The organism is Streptomyces monticola (assembly GCF_042665355.1).
Lineage (GTDB): Bacteria > Actinomycetota > Actinomycetes > Streptomycetales > Streptomycetaceae > Streptomyces > Streptomyces monticola.
Genome location: NZ_JBHTCF010000004.1, coordinates 338608 through 357487, shown reverse-complemented (window position 1 = coordinate 357487; position 18880 = coordinate 338608). Strand labels below are relative to the sequence as shown.

Annotated in this window: 14 protein-coding genes and 1 pseudogene; 7 read left to right on the top strand and 8 right to left on the bottom strand. The window is 70.8% G+C overall.

Features of this window, described 5'->3' with window-relative positions; translation table 11 throughout:
* Positions 1 to 332: 332 nt before the first annotated feature.
* From ACFQVC_RS12750 to ACFQVC_RS12740, 3 genes are all read right to left on the bottom strand, one after another.
* Entirely contained in the window at positions 333 to 644 is a 312-nt protein-coding gene (locus ACFQVC_RS12750; RefSeq protein WP_381830173.1) for an integrase, read from the bottom strand.
* A gap of 72 nt (positions 645 to 716) precedes the next feature.
* Positions 717 to 965, bottom strand: a complete 249-nt coding sequence (locus ACFQVC_RS12745; protein WP_381830171.1) for a helix-turn-helix domain-containing protein — start codon at positions 963 to 965, stop codon at positions 717 to 719.
* Between the two features lie 357 nt (positions 966 to 1322).
* Entirely contained in the window at positions 1323 to 1811 is a 489-nt protein-coding gene (locus ACFQVC_RS12740; RefSeq protein WP_381830552.1) for a MarR family winged helix-turn-helix transcriptional regulator, read from the bottom strand.
* A gap of 128 nt (positions 1812 to 1939) precedes the next feature.
* Between ACFQVC_RS12740 and ACFQVC_RS12735 the strand changes: the two genes are divergently transcribed.
* Positions 1940 to 3574, top strand: coding sequence for a DHA2 family efflux MFS transporter permease subunit (locus ACFQVC_RS12735; RefSeq protein ID WP_381830169.1), 1635 nt, complete (start codon positions 1940 to 1942; stop codon positions 3572 to 3574).
* Positions 3575 to 4038: 464 nt separating this feature from the next.
* Here ACFQVC_RS12735 and ACFQVC_RS12730 read toward each other — a convergent pair whose 3' ends face one another.
* Both ACFQVC_RS12730 and ACFQVC_RS12725 read right to left on the bottom strand, forming a co-directional pair.
* A complete protein-coding gene (locus tag ACFQVC_RS12730; RefSeq protein ID WP_381830167.1) occupies positions 4039 to 5301 on the bottom strand; it encodes an MFS transporter in 1263 nt (420 codons plus the stop codon).
* A gap of 45 nt (positions 5302 to 5346) precedes the next feature.
* Positions 5347 to 5937 carry a malonic semialdehyde reductase gene (locus ACFQVC_RS12725; RefSeq protein WP_381830165.1) on the bottom strand — a complete coding sequence of 197 codons (591 nt, stop codon included), beginning with the start codon at positions 5935 to 5937 and terminating at the stop codon, positions 5347 to 5349.
* 138 nt (positions 5938 to 6075) lie between these two features.
* Between ACFQVC_RS12725 and ACFQVC_RS12720 the strand changes: the two genes are divergently transcribed.
* Positions 6076 to 6585, top strand: a complete 510-nt coding sequence (locus tag ACFQVC_RS12720) for a MarR family winged helix-turn-helix transcriptional regulator (protein WP_381830163.1) — start codon at positions 6076 to 6078, stop codon at positions 6583 to 6585.
* Here the strand turns inward: ACFQVC_RS12720 and ACFQVC_RS12715 are convergent.
* Together ACFQVC_RS12715 and ACFQVC_RS12710 are read right to left on the bottom strand one after the other, a co-directional pair.
* Positions 6578 to 9196, bottom strand: a complete 2619-nt coding sequence (locus tag ACFQVC_RS12715) for a glycosyl hydrolase family 65 domain-containing protein (RefSeq protein WP_381830550.1) — start codon at positions 9194 to 9196, stop codon at positions 6578 to 6580. The genes ACFQVC_RS12720 and ACFQVC_RS12715 overlap by 8 nt on opposite strands.
* Positions 9197 to 9457: 261 nt before the next feature.
* Positions 9458 to 10564, bottom strand: coding sequence for a pyridoxal-phosphate dependent enzyme (locus ACFQVC_RS12710; protein WP_381830161.1), 1107 nt, complete (start codon positions 10562 to 10564; stop codon positions 9458 to 9460).
* Between the two features lie 296 nt (positions 10565 to 10860).
* Between ACFQVC_RS12710 and ACFQVC_RS12705 the strand changes: the two genes are divergently transcribed.
* Together ACFQVC_RS12705 and ACFQVC_RS12700 are read left to right on the top strand one after the other, a co-directional pair.
* Positions 10861 to 12432: a S8 family peptidase gene (locus ACFQVC_RS12705; RefSeq protein WP_381830159.1), complete on the top strand. Its 1572-nt coding sequence runs from the start codon at positions 10861 to 10863 to the stop codon at positions 12430 to 12432.
* 292 nt (positions 12433 to 12724) lie between these two features.
* Positions 12725 to 13936: pseudogene (locus tag ACFQVC_RS12700) on the top strand (S8 family peptidase); the annotation flags it as partial.
* Positions 13937 to 13955: 19 nt separating this feature from the next.
* On the opposite strand, the gene ACFQVC_RS12695 reads toward ACFQVC_RS12700, so the two are convergent.
* Complete coding sequence (locus ACFQVC_RS12695) at positions 13956 to 15155, bottom strand: serpin family protein (protein ID WP_381830157.1); 1200 nt, start codon at positions 15153 to 15155, stop codon at positions 13956 to 13958.
* Positions 15156 to 15231: 76 nt separating this feature from the next.
* Between ACFQVC_RS12695 and ACFQVC_RS12690 the strand changes: the two genes are divergently transcribed.
* From ACFQVC_RS12690 to ACFQVC_RS12680, 3 genes are all read left to right on the top strand, one after another.
* On the top strand, positions 15232 to 16074 hold the full coding sequence (locus ACFQVC_RS12690) for a DUF4190 domain-containing protein (protein WP_381830155.1): 843 nt from the start codon (positions 15232 to 15234) through the stop codon (positions 16072 to 16074).
* 143 nt (positions 16075 to 16217) lie between these two features.
* Complete coding sequence (locus ACFQVC_RS12685) at positions 16218 to 16967, top strand: GntR family transcriptional regulator (RefSeq protein ID WP_381830153.1); 750 nt, start codon at positions 16218 to 16220, stop codon at positions 16965 to 16967.
* 175 nt (positions 16968 to 17142) lie between these two features.
* Complete coding sequence (locus ACFQVC_RS12680; RefSeq protein ID WP_381830151.1) at positions 17143 to 18837, top strand: purine-cytosine permease family protein; 1695 nt, start codon at positions 17143 to 17145, stop codon at positions 18835 to 18837.
* The last annotated feature ends 43 nt before the right edge of the window (positions 18838 to 18880 follow it).

Here is an 18880-nt window from a genome sequence, read left to right as displayed (position 1 = left end):
GGCCCAGGCCACGGTGGGGTGTTCTGTGATCCCGAGCAGATGGCCCCGGCGGGTGCCGTGTTCGATGACGAAGAAGACGTACAGCCGCTGCAGCGTGAGGGCGCAGTCGACGTGGAAGAAGTCGGTGGCCAACAGGGTCCGTGGCGTGGGCGCGCAGGAAGGTGCGCCAGGCGTCGTCGTGTGATGCGGGCGGCGGTATCCGATGCGTCCGCAGGATCCTGCGGATGGTGGAGGCGGCAAGTCGGTGGCCGAGGCGGCGCAGCTCGCCCTGGATGCGGACCACGACCCAGCGCCGGTTGTCCCGGGCGAGGCTCAGAATGAACTGCACGAGTTCATCGCTGATCGGCGGGCGTCCAGCTGGGCGTGGCTGGCCACTTTGCGGCAACCATCCTGCGGTGCCAGCGCAGCGTGCCGGGCGTCACGATCCGGTGCCGGCGCAGCGCCGCGGGCAGGATGTGAGCAAGTGCGGCCAGCAGCGCACGCTCGGACCGAACGAGTTTCGGCTTCGGGTTGGCGCGACGTAGGACCGCGACCTCGTGCCGCAGCGCGAGTATCTCCGCGTCCTTCGACGCCGAGGAGCGGGCCCGCAGGGCCAGCCAGGACAGTACGGTCACCAGCAGGCGGTAGAGCAGGGAAACGAACACAGGCGATGATCATTTTGCGGTAGAAGACGCAGGTCAAGCAGCATGACCGAGTTCTCGACCAGTACAGACTGGTCAGGCGGCGGTGTCGTGTTCCCGGGGGGTGAGGATGATTTTCGGTTCCTCGTCTTCGACGTCGATGTCGATGTGCAGCGTGGCGTCCAGTCCCTTGGACAGCTTGTAGAGCAGGGGGAGGGTGGGTACGGCGTCGCTGCCCTCGATACGGGAGATTTTCGCCTGGTCGAGGCCGCAGCGCTCGGCGGTTTCGGCCTGGGTGAGCCCGAGCTGGGTGCGTCGGTTGTACACGACGACGGCGAGTGCCATGGCCAGGAGGTTTTCCCGGCGTTCCTGGGCACGTTCCAGTGTCTCCTGGTCACCGTAGCTGCGAAGTCCTGTCGATGGTGGTGAACGGCGGCTGGATTTTGGCTGGATCCGTTCCGGTTCCCGGTCGTTTTCGCAGGTCAAAAATCTGGCGCGGAAGTTCCGCTTCAACGTGTAGCGGCTGACCCATCACCACGTCGCTGATCTGGCGAGCATGCAGGCAGGTCAGAGAGGGCCCGACTCTTCGGAGTCGGGCCCCTTTGTTCTCCCGTGCTGGGACGGTGGGACGAACCGCGACGAGGTCGTCGCCGACAGGCTCGTCGCTCTCGCGTGTGCTGCGTCAGTGACGGGCACGCGCCATTACGCGTCCTGGTTCACCTGCGCGAGGTGCGTATCCATGGCGGCGCACATCTCTCCCAGCAAGTCCCTGAACTGGTCGAGGAGTTCCGGCGGGTAGCGGCCGACGATGGCGTCCATGGGTGCCGCCAGCGGGCGGAAGAACTCATCGGCGCGTTCCTGGATGTGCGGGCTGCTGCGCAGGGTCACCACGCGGCGGTCGCTGTGCTCGCGACTGCGGACGATGTGCCCGGCGCCTTCGAGGCGGTTGAGCAGTGAGGTCGTGGCACCCGACGAGAGCAGGATGCGCTTGCTGAGGCGGGCCGGGGAGATCGGGGTGCCCCGCTCCTCTGCCTCGATGATCTCCAGCAGAGCGGTCGCGTCTGTGGCGTACAGGCCGAGATAGGCGGCGAAGCTGCGGCTGAGTTCGGCATAGCGCCCGCTGTGCACCCTCAGGGCTTCCACCAGCAGCTCGCGCTGCGCCGTCGCGCCGTCGAGCGCCGATTCCTCCATCACCAGCGGCCGCCCTTTCCTTGCGTGAACATCGCCGGACCCGCACCCGCACCCGCAGATCGCCTTTGACAATCTACCCATCCCAATCTACCTTCACGATGGAATTACTTCACCATGGAGGTATTGGGATGCCGGACTCGACTGCCACCAGGCGGTGGCTCGGACTGATCGCCATCGCCCTGGGCGTGGCGCTGATCGTCGTGGACACGACGATCGTCAACGTGATCACGCCATCGGTCGTCGAGGACTTGGGCGTCAACTCCTCGCAGGCGCAGTGGATCCAGGAGTCGTACGCGATCGTCTTCGCGGCGCTGCTGCTGCTCACCGGCCGGCTGTCCGACATGCTCGGCGCCCGCCAGGTCTTCACCTGGGGTGTCGTGATCTTCGGAGCCACCAGCGTGCTCGCGGGTCTGGCGCCGAACGGCGGGCTGCTGATCCTGGCCCGCTTCCTGCAGGGCGCGGGTGCGGCGATGATCCTGCCGACCTCGCTGGCGTTGCTGAAGGCCAACTTCACCGGCAAGGCCCGCGGTCAGGCGTTCGCGGTCTGGGGCTCGACCATCGGAGCTGCCGCCGCGCTGGGTCCGCTGCTCGGCGGCTGGCTGTCCGAACACGTCTCGTGGCGCTGGGCGTTCGGCATCAACGTGCCCTTGTCCGTGCTGGTCGCGTTCGGCGTGGTGCGCTATCTGGCCCGCTCGCCCCGGACGAAGGGGCGCATCGACGTACTCGGCGCCGTGCTGTCCGTCGTCGGGCTCGGTCTGCTCGCCTTCGGGCTCGTGGAGGGCCGCATCTATGGATGGGTGGCCACCATCCACCCGCTCGACTTCCTCGGCTTCACCTGGGACAGCGGGCCCTCGCCCGTTCTGGTCGCGCTGATCCTCGCCGCCCTCGCCGTCGGCCTGTTCGTACGCCGCCAGTCGAAGCTGACACGCGGCAGCGACGCCTCCAGGGCGATGATGGACGTGCGGCTGTTCTCCATCGCCTCGTTCCGCAACGGCAACATCGCCACCCTGATCATCGGCGTCGGGGAGTTCGGCATCGTCGCGGTGCTCCCGCTGTGGCTGCAGTTCACTCTCGGCTACAGCGCGCTGCAGGCCGGGCTCGCCCTGGTGCCGGTGGCCATCGGCAGCTTCGTCGCCAGCGGCGCCAGTTTCGGGATGGCGGCCAAGCTCTCGCCGCTGATCCAGCTGCGCATCGGCCTCGCACTCGAGGTCGTCGGCCTGGCCGGCGTCGCCCTGGTGGCCGCCCCGGACACCTCGTGGTGGGCTGTATCGGCGATGCTCTTCCTTTACGGCATCGGCGTCGGCTTCGCCACCGCCCAGGTCACCAACGTCGTCCTCGCCGACATCCCCGACGACAGCAGTGGCCAGGGCTCCGGTATTCAGAGCGCCTTCCGCCAACTCGGCTCCGCCCTCGGCATCGCCGCCCTCACCACGGTGTTCTTCACGACTCTCAGTTCCAAGCTGCACGACAGCCTGGCCTCCTCCGGCCTGTCCGGGGCCGCCGCCGACAAGTTCGGCCACGCCGTCACCGACAGCGCGGGCGCCGCGATCGGCCCGCTCGCCGGGAACCCGCAGACGGCCTCGGCCGCCGATGCGGCCCGCTCGGCGATGTCCGACGGCGTCGCCATCGGCGGCTACGTCGCAGCAGGGTTCGTCGCTCTGGGCCTGCTCGCTTCCCTGCTCATCCCCGCCATGCCGGTGCCGCCACAGGCACAGGCCGCGACCGAAGGGGCAGAGGCCGAGGCCGAACCCGCCCTGCCGTGACTGACGCCCGCCCGTCCCGCCCGTGACCGACGCACGCCCGTCATGCCCCGTGCGCGGCGGGCGGGCGTCTCTGCCGCGGTGCTGTCAGATACGCCCTGCCGGCGTGACGCGCCGCCTTCACCGGTACCACCCCGGTACGCAAGGGCGATCCCGCGGCGACGAGTCAGGTCGACGGCACTCTTGGTCGCGGTGATCCGGTGCCCGTACGCGGGACGCTGTCCGGCACCGTGACGTGGCTGCCCAAGGCGGGCGACACGATCGAGCGCGGGGAGAGGGCCCGTACAAGGCCGGCAACGAGCCGGTGACGCTGATGTACGGCATGGCGCCGCGACCGGCGCGTGGCCCAGGGCGCCGGTCGCGGGCTGTCCATCGTCCGCAGCCACCTGCAGACCGTCACCGGCACCGGCGGGCCAGGGCGTTGACTGCCCCTCCGGCCGGAGCGGGCGGTGTCGGCGCGATGGTCCTCATGCCAGGACGAGCAGCGCCGCGATGGCCGGTCCGAGGGCGCTGCCCATCTGGTACGAGAGGACGAACAGGCCGATGGCGGCGGGGCGTTGGGTCGGGTCCGGGGTGGCCTGGCCCGCGTACACCGCGAGGACCGCGTTGCTGCCGGTGGCCGCGAAGATCGCGGCTGTCGTGGCGAGCAGCAGCAGCGGGGCCGACGCGGCGAGCGCGGTGGTGACCGCGGCGAGGGTGCCGAGGGTGAGGAGTACGCCGTACACGGTCCTGCGGCCCAGGCGGGCCGACGCGGCGGCGAGCAGCCAGGACAGGGCGGAGCCGGTCAGCATGGCCACCAACTGCCCGGTGCCGACGGCCCCGACGCTCCAACCGGTGCGGTCCGCCATCAGCTGCGGTACGGCGAAGAGGAGCGCGAAGTACGAGGTCGAGAGGGCGAGCGCGACGGCCGCGGCGCCCAGGAAGGGCCGGGAGCGCAGCAGGGCCGCGGGCACGAACCCGCCGGGCCTGCGCCGGATGTGCAGGGCGAGCAGTGCACCTGCGGCGACGGCGGCGCCGGCCGCGGCGAGCGGCGCGGAGGGCAGCAGGACCACGGCGGTGGCCAGGGCGACGAGGAGCGCCGCGCCGCGGGAGTCGAACCGCCCGGCGGCGGGCGGCACTTGAGTGGCGTAGCGCCACACGACCGGCACCGCGAGCAGCGTCACCGCGGACACGGTGAGCGAGAGCCGCCAGGACGCCGAGGTGCTGACCAGCTGCCCGAGCAGCGGGCCGCCGGCCCCGAGCACCCCGAACCCCGAGGTGATCACACCCATCCGCCGGGCCGACCCGGCGAGGTTCATGGCCACGGCGACGAGGCCCGCACCGCCGAGCGCCTGCCCCGCGCGCCCCACGAGCACCAGCGGCAGCCAGGGCCCGAGGGCGACGAGGGCGGTGCCGGCGGCGACGGTCAGGGAGCTCACCTTGAGGGTGGCCCGGATGCCGCGCAGCCGCAGCAGCCCCGCCATCAGCGGCGTGCCGACGGACATGGCCCAGGCGAAGGCGGTGACGAGCCAGGTCACGGTGGCCGTGGAGACGCCCAGGGAGTGCCCCATGTCCGGCAGGATCAGGACGGGAGCGTTGGCCCCGGCAGCGATCGGGCTGGCCAGCAACGCCAGCCAGAGCACCGGGACTTGGCGGGCGGCGGGACGCGTGGCCTCGCGGACGGGTGCCGTGCGCGCGGCCACCGGTGCGACGGATGCGACGGGTGCGACGGGTGTGACGGGTGCGGACATGAGAAGTGCCCCCCTGATACGTGTCGGTGTGGTGGTCAGACGTGGTCAGACGGTGGTGACGACCTCGTCGTAGGCGAGGCGGGGCAGGCGCGGGAACCAGGCGTCGGGGCCGGGCTTGCCGATGTTGACGACCATGAGCGGGGTGTGGTCGTCGTCGAGGAATTCCTTCTGTACGCCGGCGAAGTCAAAGCCGGTCATGGGGCCGGCGGCGAGGCCTGCGGCGCGGATGCCGACGATGAAGTACGCGGCCTGCAGCGCGCCGTTGACCTGTGCGGCCTGCTCGCGCACCGGGCGCTCGGAGAAGACCGTGTCCTTGATGCCGGGGGCGAAGGGCAGAAGCCGGTGGGTCTCCTCGTGGAACTCGATGTCCGCGGCGAGGATCACGGCCAGCGGGGCGGCGCCCGTCTTGGCCTTGTTGCCCTCGTCCATGTGCGTGACCAGGCGCTCGCGGGCTTCAGGTGAGCGGACCAGGACCGCGCGGAGCGGGGTGAGGTTGTAGGCGGTGGGGCCGTACTTGACCAGGTCGTAGACCGCCTGGATCTGTTCCTCGGTGACGGGCTCGTCGGTGAAGGTGTTGGCGGTGCGGGCCTCGCGGAACAGCAGGTCCTGGGCGGCGGCGTCGAGGGCGAGGGACATGGCACTCCTATGTCGAAAGCTGCTCAAGGTTGGCTTGCTCAAAGTTGGCTTGGTCAAGATTGAGAATCTCAACGCTGAGATAAAAACAGGCAGCTATGCTCAACGTCAAGTGTCTTAACGTTGAAAGGAGTGGCAGTCATGAGCGACGCGGTGGACGCGATCATCGGCCAATGGGTCGAGGAGCGGCCCGAGTTGACGGACGCCATGTGGCCCGTGCAGGTCCTGGCCAGGGTCCAGCGGCTGTCGATGGTGCTCTCGAAGGAGAACAAGGCCTTCGCGGTCGAGCACGGCCTGGAGATGGGTGAGTTCGACGTCCTGACCACGTTGCGCCGCTCGGGCCCGCCCTATGCGCTGACCGCCGGTGCCTTCCTCAAGGCCGCCATGGTCACCTCGGGCGCCATCACCAACCGCGTCGACAGGATGGAGGCCAAGGGCCTGGTCGAGCGGGTGCGGGACGGGTCCGACCGGCGCACGGTCAGGATCCGCCTCACTGAGCGGGGCATGGAGATGACGGACCAGCTGATGGCGGACCACCTGGTCAACTACGAGCGGATCATCGGTGCCGCCCTGTCGCGCGAGGAGTGCGAGCAGGTCGCGTCAGGGCTGCGGAAGCTCCTCGAGGCCCACGGCGACACCACGATCAAGTAGCCGTGCGGACCCGCAACTCCCGTACCGCCTCGGGTTGTTCACCGGTCTGTGTGATCCGTACGTACCGTCCGTGCATCCCGGGCACCCCGGGGTCGTACGCCGTCCACCGTTTCCCGTCCGGCGACACAAGGACCCGGTAGGACCGCGCGCCCGCCACTCGTACGTCAGAAACCGTCTTCGCCCGCCCCAGGTCGACCGTGAGCGAGGCCCCGGCTGTCGCCGGTGTCCAGGACGTGGCCGTGGAGCTGTCCACCGCCGCCTCCGCGTAGAGGCCCGGCTCCTCCGATGTGGCGCGGACCGGGCGGCACTGGGCCGCGTCGGTGAGCGCGGGCCGGCGGGTCGGCAGGGTGAGGGGAGCGGAACCCACCTGGTGGCGCTTGCCCCGTACCTCGACCGTGAACGGCGCGCCCGAACGCAGGCGTACCGTCGTCGACCGCGCGCCGATCGTGACGTCGTACGTACGCCCCTGCCAGCGCAGGCCCGGAAGCTTTACGCCGCCCCGGAGCTGGGGTGGCAGGACCGGGTCGAGGAGCACCCGGTCCTCGCGCATCCGCAGTCCCGTCAGGCCGTGCGTGAAGACCTGGAGGAAGCCGCCCTTGCCGGTCACGAAGTCCTGCGCGGGCGCGCCCGACAGCGGGTCGTGGGCGCCGGCCTTGTCGCCGCGCGCCTCGGAGAAGAGCGCGAAGGGGCCACGGACGAAGGGGCGGACGGCGCGCTGCAGATAGGTGTACGCGGCGCAGCCGGGCTCACCGGCCGTGGCCGCGGCGACCGCGTGCACCGAGTCGGTCATCGCCGGGCCGTCCGGGTCGGTGATCGCGGCGTAGTGGTCGAGGGTCGCGGCGGCGGCGCCGGGCGGCATCGGCCACTCCAGGGGGTACGTCAGGAGCACCGTGTCGGCCTGTTTGATCGAGGGCCGGTCGAGCCGCTCGAAGCCGTCGTACTGCAGGAAGATCTTCCGCCGGGCGTCGTAGCGGATCCGCAGACCGTCGGCCACCTCGCGCCACTTGGGGTCGGCGGCGAGCCCGAGTTCGCGGGCCGCCCGTTCGGCGCTGCGCAGGGCGGTGGCGGCGACGGCGTTCGTGTAGGCCGAGTCGTTCACGCCGTTGCTGTACTCGTCGGGGCCGGCGACCTCGTTGAGGGAGTAGGAGCCGTCACGGATCCGCCCGTGCCCGTCCTTGGTGTTGTGCACGGCGCGGTCCGCCCAGAACTCGGCGATGCCCTTGAGCAGCGGCCAGCCGCGCTCGCGCAGCCAGGTGCGGTCGCCGGTGGCCTGCCAGTACTGCCGGACGGCGAGCGCGATATCGCCCTGCAGGTGGATCTGCGTGACGCAGTGCGGGGGCCGCCAGCTGTGGCACTCCGGCCAGACACGGCCCTTCGCGCCGCTGGTCCAGGGGTAGAACAGGCCCTTGAAGCCGAGCTCGCGGGCGTTCTCGCGGGCGCCCGCGCGCGTGCGGAGGCGGTAGTCGAGCACCGCCTTGGCGAGTTCGGGCCTGGTGGCGAGGAGGGACGGGAAGATCCAGGTCTCGGCGTCCCAGAACACCAGACCCGCGTAGCCGTCGCTGCTCAGGCCGACCGGCGAGACGCTGTGCTCGCCGCCGCGGCGCAGTGCCGCGTAGAGGCCGTACTGGGCGGAGCGCAGCCAGAGTTGGAGATCCTCGCGGCCCGGTGTCTCCACGCCCGCCGACCAGAGGTTGCGCCAGGCCGTGGCGTGCGCGGCGAACAGGGCGGGCCAGCCGCGCGCGGCACCCTGCCGGGACACGGCGACCGCCGAGGCGCGCGGGGCCCTGGCGGAGAGCGCGGTGTCGACGCCGACGTACTTGACGGCCTCGTAGCTGCGGCCCTTGCGCACGGGGAAGGCGGCGGCCTGCGCGCTGCTCAACTCCCGTGCGGGCGCGGCCTCTTTGAGCCGTCCGGGGGCGCGCAGCGTGGAGGCGACGGCGCCCTCCGTGTTCGTGCCGTCGGTGCGGAAGGTGACGGCCATCGTGCCGGTGCCGTGCCCGACGGGGCCGCCGTCCTGCTGGCGCATCCGCCGTGCGCCGCGGCCGTCGATGCGGTCGGTGACGGTGGCGGTGCCGTCCCAGTGCGGCGTCATCTTCAGGCGTACGGCGCCGGTGCGGGCCTCGTTGCGGTCCACGAGCACGTCGTACGTGAGGTCGGTGCGGCGTCCGTCCGAGGCGGTCCAGGTCAGCGACGTACGTACGAAACCGCAGCGCAGGAAGAGCGTCTGGCGGTAGTGCGAGACCTTGCTGCGGCCGGTGTAGGTCTCGCCGCCCACGGTCAGGTCGAGGCCCGTCCAGGTGGGCAGGGCGGCGATGGCCTGCCGGCCGGTCTGCCGCGGTGAGGTGGCGTCGACGGCGTACAGGCCGGACACGAAGGCGCCGTCGTAGCGGGGGGTGTAGAGGGGCCAGCCGGTCGTCGTACGGGACTCGGCGTAGCCGGTGCCGCGCGGGGGGATGCGGGCTCCCAGGCGGCCGTTGCCCACGTAGGCGTGCGCCGGGCCCACGGCTTCCCGGTCGGTGGCGGCCGGCGCCCAGCCGGGCGACGGCGCGCAGATCCCTCCGGGGGCGGTGCGGTCGCGGGGCGGCAGCTCGGGCGGCTGCGGCGCGGGCATGGCGGCGCCGGTGCAGGTGAGTGCGGTGACGAGGGCGGCGGCGGCCAGGCGTGCGGTGCTCACTGGGTGACCATAGGGAAGGGGTGCGAGTGATTGTCGTACGGCACGCGGTGCGGTGGCGGCGTCCGCCGTACGGCTCTCCCTGGGGCGCGAATCCGTGGCCGTCACGCCGTCACGCCGTCACGCCGCCCTGCGCCCCGGTGGCCGCTACGCCGCCCTTCGGGCTTGTCCTCAAACGCCGGACGGGCTGGGATGGCCCGGTCACCCGGCCATGCCCGTCTTCGCGCCCGCCCCGCACAGGGGCACCACCACGGACCGGCCCCCGAATCCCTCCTTCCGTACCGCCGCCCAGCAGGCCACGCCTGTCGGCTCCACGTACAGGCCGCGTGCCGCGAGGTCGCGCTGGGCCGCTGCGATCGCGGGCTCGGGGACCGTCAGGAAGCCGCCGCCGAAGGCGCGGACCGCGGCGAGGATCTGGCGGGCCCGGGGCGGGCGGGGGATGGCGATGCCCTCCGCGTGGGTGGGCCGTGCCTCGGCGGGTGCGGGCAGCAGGTCAGCGGCGCCCGCCGACCAGGCCGCCGCCAGCGGGGCGACCGCCGCGGCCTGCACGCCGTACAGCGCGGGCAGCCGGTCGATCAGGCCCGCCGAGTGCAGCTCGCGCAGGGCGAGTGCGGCGCCGAGCAGCAGGGTGCCGTTGCCCGCGGGTACGACCAGGACCTCGGGCAGGCGCCCGCCGAGGTCCTCCCACAGTTCCAGGACGTAGGTCTTGGTGCCGTGCAGGAAGTACGGGTTGTACACATGCGAGGCATAGAACGTGCCGGGCGCGTCGGCGGCCGTACGGGCCGCGGCCGCCGTCGCCTCGCGGTCACCGGCCACCGCCTCCACCCGGGCGCCGTGAGCGCGGATCTGCTCCAGCTTCTTCGCCGAGGTGGCGGCGGGTACGTACACCGTGCAGTCGAGGCCGGCGCGGGCGCAGTACGCGGCGATGGCGGTGCCCGCGTTGCCGCTGCTGTCGGCGATCACCCGCTCCGGGCCGAGGCGGCGGGCCAGCTCGGCGAGCAGCACCGCACCGCGGTCCTTGAACGAGAGCGTCGGCATCAGGAAGTCCAGCTTGGCCGAGACCGTGTCAGTCAGGGCGACCAGCGGCGTGCGGCCCTCGCCCAGGCTGACCGCGGGGGACGCGAGCGGCAGCGAACCGGCGTACCGCCAGAGCGAGTTGACCCGTCCGGTCAGGGATTTCAGATCGGTGGGGGTGGGGTGGAAGTCCAGGTCGAGCGGGCCGCGGCAGAGCGGGCAGCACCAGTCGAGGGAGCCCGCGCGCACCCGGGTGCCGTCCACGGGGCAGACACAATCCGGCAATGACATCATGAACCCAGCCTAAAGGTGGCATGAGGTGACGAAGTGTCATGTCGGGGCTATGGCAGCTCTGTTACCACTGTGCAAGGCCCTTGTGTGATTCCTGTGGATCAGCCAATCTTTCGGGCGACGACCGGGTCCGAACGCGTGTGACGGGACCCCCTCGTGTTCTGCGTGCACCAGCGCACCACGCACAAGTCACCACCCATGCTCACGCTCCACGCATCTCCTGATCCGCCGCTCCACCGCGCTCGCGCACGCCCGCACCACCCCCCACCAGCGCACCATCGATGAGGAGGATCCCTCAGATGGCAGTGAAGAGATCTGCGCGGCGAAGATTCGCAGGTATAGGAACCCTCGCCGTCGCGGCGCTCGCGCTCGGCGTCGTCTCCGCGCCGGGTGCCGGCGCGGCCGAGACCCGAGTGGGCACGATCGAGAACGCCGGCGACCCCGGCACCGTCGCGGACAGTTACATCGTCACCCTGCACGAGGACGCCGCGAGAGCGGGCTCGGCCAAGGGCAAGGCGCTCGCCAAGGAGTACGGCGCCGAGGTCAGGCAGACCTACCGTGCCGCCCTCAACGGCTATGCGGTCAAGGCCACGAAGGCCGAGGCCGAGCGGTTCGCCGCCGACCCCGCGGTCGCCTCCGTGGTCCAGAACCGTGTCCACACGATCGATGCCACCCAGCCCAACCCGCCCTCCTGGGGCCTGGACCGGATCGACCAGAAGACCCTTCCCCTGAACCAGAGTTACACCTACCCGGACAAGGCGGGTGAGGGCGCGACGGTCTACGTCATCGACACCGGCGTCCGCATCTCGCACCAGGACTTCGGCGGCCGCGCGGCGAACGGCTACGACGCGATCGACAACGACAACGTCGCGCAGGACGGCCACGGCCACGGCACCCACGTCGCGGGCACCGTCGCGGGCACCGCGCACGGTGTCGCGAAGAAGGCGAAGATCGTCGCCGTCCGCGTGCTCAACAACTCGGGCTCCGGCACCACCGCGCAGGTCGTCGCGGGCATCGACTGGGTGACACGGAACGCCGTCAAGCCGGCCGCCGCGAACATGAGCCTCGGCGGTGGCGCGGACAGCGCGCTGGACACGGCGGTACGCAACTCCATTGCTTCTGGGGTGAGTTACGCGCTGGCGGCAGGCAATGAGTCGACCGACGCCTCGACCCGTTCCCCGGCCCGCGTGGCCGAGGGCATCACGGTCGGCGCGACCACCAACACCGACGCCAGGGCCAGTTACTCCAACTACGGCAGCGTCCTCGACCTGTTCGCCCCCGGCTCGTCGATCACCTCGGCCTGGCGGACCAGCGACACGGCGACCAACACCATCTCCGGTACGTCGATGGCGGCGCCGCATGTCGCGGGCGCGGCGGCCCTGCATCTCGCGGCCAACCCGAGTGCGACACCCGCGCAGGTCCGTGACGCCCTGGTGGCCGCGGCCAGCACCGGCGTCGTCACCAGCCCCGGCACGGGCTCACCGAACCGGCTCCTGAACGTCGGCAGCGGCGACACCCCGCCGCCCGGCAAGCGGTTCGAGAACACCGCCGACTACGCGATCAACGACAACTCCACCGTCGAGTCGCCGGTCACCGTCAGCGGTGTCGCGGGCAACGCGCCGGCGGCGCTCCAGGTGCCGGTGAACATCGTGCACACCTACGTCGGCGACCTGCAGATCCAGCTGATCGCCCCCGACGGCAGCGCCTACACCCTCAAGGGCTACGGCACCGGCGGCAGCAGCGACAACATCAACACCACGTACACGGTGAACGCCTCGTCCGAGGTGGCCAACGGCACGTGGAAGCTGCGGGTCAGCGACAACGCGAACTACGACACCGGGAAGATCGACTCCTGGGCGCTGCAGTTCTGACGTACCTCCTCGAAAGCTGAACTCCCTGACGGAAAGGCCCTGTTGGCGGACCGAGCGCGGTCCGTCGACAGGGCCTGCCGCATGTCATGGCGCAGCCGCCGCCTCAGGTGATGCGGCGTCATGAGAAGCGTGTGGCTTCTGTGTTACGTGTGTGCACAGCCCTTGTGAGGATTCCTATGCATAGGTCAATCTTTCCGGGACGGGAGCGCACCACCCCACGTCTGTAATTGTCATGCTCCTGTCGCGCGATACCACCCCCACCAGCGCACCATCGATGAGGAGGACCCCTCAGATGGCAGTTGTGCGTCAACGCACGCGAAAGCTCGCAGGTATCGGCACGACGGTCGCAGCGGCACTGACACTCGGCATCGCCTCCGCACTTCCCGCGGGCGCGGCGGCCGAGCAGGAGCCCAGACTCGGCACCATAGAGAACGCCGGCGCCCCCGGCACGATCGCGGACAGCTACATCGTCACCCTCAAAAAGAGTGCGGTGAAGGCGGGTTCGGCACAGGGCAAGGGGCTCGCCAAGCAGTACGGCGCCAAGGTGGAGCGCACCTACACGGCCGCTCTCAACGGCTACGCGGTCAAGGCGACCAAGTCCGAGGCCGAGCGCCTCGCCGCCGACCCCGCCGTGGCCTCGGTCGTCCAGAACCGCACCTTCACCATCGACGCCACCCAGGACAACCCGCCCTCGTGGGGCCTGGACCGGATCGACCAGAAGGCGCTGCCGCTCGACCAGAAGTACACCTACCCCGACACCGCGGGCGAGGGCGTCACCGCGTACATCATCGACACCGGAGTCCGCATCACCCACCAGGACTTCGGCGGCCGCGCGGCCGACGGCTTCGACGCGGTCGACAACGACAACGTCGCGCAGGACGGCCACGGCCACGGCACCCACGTCGCGGGCACCGTCGCGGGCACCGCGCACGGTGTCGCGAAGAAGGCGAAGATCGTCGGTGTCCGCGTGCTCAACGACCAGGGCTCCGGCACCACGGCCCAGGTCGTCGCCGGGATCGACTGGGTCACCAAGAACGCCACGAAGCCCGCGGTCGCCAATATGAGCCTCGGCGGCGGCGCGGACAGCGCGCTGGACACGGCGGTACGCAACTCCATCGCGTCCGGGGTGACTTACTCGCTGGCGGCGGGCAATGAGTCGACCGACGCCTCGACCCGTTCCCCGGCCCGCGTGGCCGAGGGCATCACGGTCGGCGCGACCACCAACACCGACGGCAAGGCGAGCTACTCCAACTTCGGCAGTGTCCTCGACCTGTTCGCCCCGGGCTCGTCGATCACCTCGGCCTGGAACGCGAGCGACACCGCCACGAACACCATCTCCGGTACGTCGATGGCGGCGCCGCACGTCGCGGGCGCGGCCGCCCTCCATCTCGCGGGCAACGCCTCGGCCACCCCGGCCCAGGTGCGGGACGCGCTGGTGGCGGCGGGCAGCACGGGGGTCGTGGGCAGCCCCGGCTCCGGCTCACCGAACGTGCTCCTGAACGTCACACCGTAAGGCCCGGCCTTCAGTAACCCTCGTCCTCGCGGTACGGCTCCGGGTCCTCGACCCGGCCCGCCGCGAGGACGAGGCGCGTGGTGCGGTGGACGGCGAGGAAGCCGAAGGGGCGGTCGAACAGGACCCTCAGGACGGTCGAGGTGTGCCGCGGCTCCGGCGGCTTCCCCATGTAGTCGATCCCCAGCGCGGTGACCGCCGCGGCCTTGAAGCCGGTCGCGCTGAACGTGGCCGTGGCCGTCTGCCGCGCCGACCGCAGCGCCAGCGGCGCGGGGCTGACGCCCTGGAAGTGTTGGGGCGCGCCGTCCGTCGCCGTGTGCAGGCCGAACACACCGGCGTGCGCGAGAAGATCGTGCTCGGCACCGACGGTGAAGCGCGGGGTTCCCACCGTGAGCGTCCGCGGCTGCGGCCTGAGCGTCAGCTCCTCGGTCACCAGCAGCCCGGGTCCGGCCGTGCCCACCGCGAGGCTGTCGCCGGGCACCAACCGGAGCGTGCCGCCGAGCATCCCGATGCCGGCGCCGAGCACCTGTCCGCTGCTCAACTGGTCGTCGCCGAGCAGCAGATGGACGTCGATGCCGTTGTCTCCGCGTACCAGCAGCCGGGTGACGGCGCCGTCCGGCGTCGTGGCGAGGGCGACGGAGTCGAGGTCGGTGCCGGACCGTGTGAGTCCGGCGATGCTCCGCCCCTGCCAGGGACCGGACGCCACCTGCAGAGGCGTGTCCTCGAACGGCCGCTCCCACTCCGTGCGCAGCACCAGCGCACTGGCGAGCACCAGCCAGGTCTCGGGGCCGAGGTCCACCGGCATGGTGTCGATGAGCCCGTCCGTACGCTCGGCCGCCCACCGGTCGAGGGCCGCCGTGTCGGCGCGCAGGTCCCCGCTGAGCCGTGCGTGCGCCTCCTGCGGCAGCTTCGCCGACCAGGCCTCGCGCAGCGGCAGTTCGTCGTGGGTCCACAGGCCGAGCGCCGCCTCCACACCCTCCATCGCGTCGAGCGCGGCGAGCAGTCCCCGGGCCGCGCGGGAGGCCTTGTCCGGCGGCAGGCCGAGCGCGTCGACCAGTTCACGGCGTACGGCCTCGTCGGCACCGTCCGCCAGGAAACCGAGCAGCGGCCAGATCCCCGCCGCGGCGAACACCGTGCCGCCCTCGCAGAAACCCGCCCACCGCGCGGTGAGCGAGTTCACCGCCCGCACCGTCGCCCGGTTCAGCGCCGTCATCACACCCCCAGGGGGTCCTCACCGGCGTACGATTCGCGCAGCCGTTCGCAGAACACCGATCAGGAGCACCGTACCCGTGGCCATACCTCCGCCACCCCAGGGACCGCAGCCGCCGTACGGGCAGGGACCGCAGCCGCCGTACGGCTGGCAGCAGCCGCCCCCCGCGTACCCCTACGGGCCCGCCGGCTTCCCGCCGCAGCCGCGGACGAACGGGCTCGCCATCGCCTCGATGGTGCTCGGCATCCTCTGCTTCCTGCCGCCGCTCGGCCTGATCCTCGGCATCGTCGCCCTGTCACAGATCAACAAGCGCGGCGAGCGCGGCAAGGGCATGGCCGTCGCGGGCATCACGCTCTCCTCGATCGGTACGGCCTTCGTCGTCCTGGCCTTCTCGCTCGGCTGGGCGGCGAGCTTCTGGGGCGGCTTCACGGACGCGGCCGAAGAGTCACAGAAGAACGGCACGACGTTCACGCTGAAGGTGGGGGAGTGCTTCAACTCGCCCACCGGGAAGCTGGAGGGCGAGACCACGGACATCGACGTCGTGGACTGCGACGGGGCGCACGACGGCGAGGCGTACGGCACCTTCCGGCTCGACGACGGCTCGTACCCGGGCGAGACCCGGATCGCGCAGATCGCCGAGGACAAGTGCGCCCCGCTCGCCGACTCCTACTTCGGCGACCCGGACTCCGCCCCGGGCAACATCTACGACTACTACTTCTACCCGACGCAGGAGAGCTGGTCGCTCGGCGACCGCGAGGTCACCTGCCTCATCGGCGACGAGAACGGCGGCAAGCTGACGGGCTCCCTGCGCGACTCGCTCGGCGGCGGCTCGGGCAGCGGCGGTACGGACAGTGGCGGCACCGGAAGCGGCGGTTCCACCGGCGACCTCGAAGGCGACCCCGGTCAGGGCGCCGAGGTCTGATCCGTTTCCTTGATCGCTATACCGGGCAGATAACCCCGCGTAAAGGCAAGTCATCACTTCGGGTGATTGCTTGGCCTTAGGTTGCGGTCAACAACCCACGGTTGCGAGGCTGTTGCTGTCTGTCAACCTGATGGGAGTGGCACGTGACAATCGGTGAGCAGCCGGCGTATCTGCGCGTCGCCGACGATCTCCGCAAGCAGATCGTCAACGGCGCGCTTCCGCCCCACACCCGGCTGCCGTCGCAGGCCCGGATCCGCGAGGAGTACGGCGTCTCGGACACCGTCGCCCTCGAGGCACGCAAGGTCCTGATGGCCGAGGGGCTCGTCGAGGGCCGGTCGGGGTCCGGTACCTATGTGCGCGAGCGGCCCGTGCCGCGCCGGATCTCCCGCTCCGCCTACCGCTCGTCCGGCTCGACGCCGTTCAGGCAGGAGCAGGCCGAGTCGGGCGCGCGCGGCACCTGGGAGTCGCGCAGCGAGCAGGTGGAGGCCACCGGGGAGATCGCCGAGCGGCTCGCGATCAGGCCCGGCGACCGTGTGATGCGCACCAAGTACGTGTTCAGGGACGCCGGCGAGGCGATGATGCTCTCCACCTCCTGGGAGCCCCTGGCCATCACGGGGCGCACGCCGGTGATGCTGCCGGAGGAGGGCCCCCTGGGTGGCTGCGGAGTCGTCGAGCGGATGGCCGCCATCGACGTGATCGTGGACAACGTCGCGGAGGAGGTCGGCGCCCGCCCGGGCCTGGCCGAGGAGTTGCTCGCGCTCGGCGGGGTGCCGGGACATGTGGTCCTCGCCATCGAGCGGACCTACTTCGCCTCGGGGCGGCCGGTGGAGACGGCCGACGTCGTGGTGCCCGCCGACCGTTACCGCATCGCATACCACCTGCCGGTGAAGTGACCGATAGCCGGACGTCACGTCCGTGGCCCGTGATCGCGAGTTAACCGGCCCGGGGATCACGTAACTTCGCGGCAACGACCCGCTGCAACAGATTGTCATGTCCGGCTCCTAGCTTCCGTCCGTACCCGCACTCAGGTCGGACATCGGACAGAGGAAGCAGGAGGTCCCGAGCCTCATGACGGACACGGTCACCCGGGACGGTGCCGCCGCCACGGCGCCCCCGCCCAAGCGCAGTTACGCCAAGCTCGCCGCCGACGAGAGCCGTGAGGACTACTCGCTGCGCTATGCGCCGCACTCCTTCCGGCGCTGGTCGCCGTCCATGGTCGCGGGTACCGCGCTCGGCGGTATCGCCTATCTCGCGGACTTCGCGATCGGCGCGTCCATCGTCTTCACCTACGGCTTCACCAGCGGGCTCGCCTCGATCCTCACCGCGGCGGCGATCATCTTCCTCACCGGTGTCCCGATCGCCCGTGCCTGCGCCAAGTACGGCCTGGACATGGACCTGGTGACCCGGGGCGCGGGCTTCGGCTACTTCGGCTCGACCCTGACGTCGCTCATCTACGCCTCGTTCACCTTCATCTTCTTCGCGCTCGAAGGCTCGATCATGGCGCAGGCCATGCACCAGGCCATCGGACTGCCCCTGGAAGTCGGTTACTTGGTGACGACGCTGATCGTCATCCCGATCGTCTTCAAGGGCATGGGCGCGCTCGCGAAGGTGCAGGCCTGGACCCAGCCCATCTGGCTGATCGGCCTGGTCCTGCCGTTCGTGATCCTCGCCTTCGAAGCTCCCGACGCCTGGGGGCAGTTCGCCTCCTTCGGCGGCACCGAGGGCGCCGGCTCCGGCTTCTCCTGGATCGGCTTCGGCCTCGGCACCGGTGTGGCGCTCTCGCTGATCGCACAGATCGGTGAACAGGCGGACTACTTGCGCTTCATGCCCGCCAAGACCGAGACGAACAAGGGGCGGTGGAATCTGGCCGTTCTCGCCGCCGGCCCCGGCTGGGTGATCATCGGCGCGGCCAAGCAGCTCGGGGGCGCCTTCCTCGCCTTCGTGGCGCTGGAAGCCGTGGGCAAGACGCACGCCCTGGAGCCCATCGCCCCGCAGATCGAGGCGCTCAAGCCCTGGCTCGGCACGGTCGCGCTGCCCGCAGCCGCGGTGTTCGTCGTGGTCTCACAGATCAAGATCAACGTCACCAACGCCTACAGCGGCTCGCTGTCCTGGTCGAACTTCTTCTCCCGCGTCACGCACAAGCACCCGGGCCGGGTCTGGTACATCTTCCTGAACCTCGCCATCGCGCTGACGCTGATGGAGATGAATATGTTCGCGGCCCTCAACAAGCTGCTCGGCTTCTACTCGAACGTGGGCATCGCCTGGATCACGGCCGTCGCCGCGGATCTGGTCATCAACAAGCGGATGGGCTGGAGCCCGCCGTACATCGAGTTCAAGCGCGCCTATCTGTACGCCGTGAACCCGGCGGGCTTCGGCTCGATGGTGATCGCTTCGGTGGTGTCGATCCTCGCCTTCTTCGGCCTCTTCGGTACCTACGCCGAGGCCTTCTCCACCTTCATCGCGGCCGGACTCGCCCTGGTCCTCTGCCCGTTGCTCGCCTGGGCCACCAAGGGCAAGTACTACCTGGCCAGGCCCAACCCGGTGAACGGCCCCCACGTCGAGGTCGCGGACATCACCGCCACCCACACCTGCTCCGTCTGCGAGACGGCGTACGAGCTGCCCGACATCGCCGACTGCCCGGTGCAGTCGGGGCCGATCTGCTCCCTGTGCTGCTCGCTCGACGCGGACTGCGGCGACGTGTGCCGTACGTCCCCCGGGGAGCCGGTGCTGATGCCGCTGCCGACGGTGCGCACCGAACCGTGACCCGTGGCGGGCGGTGACCCGCAGGATCCGGTTCCCAAGGGGG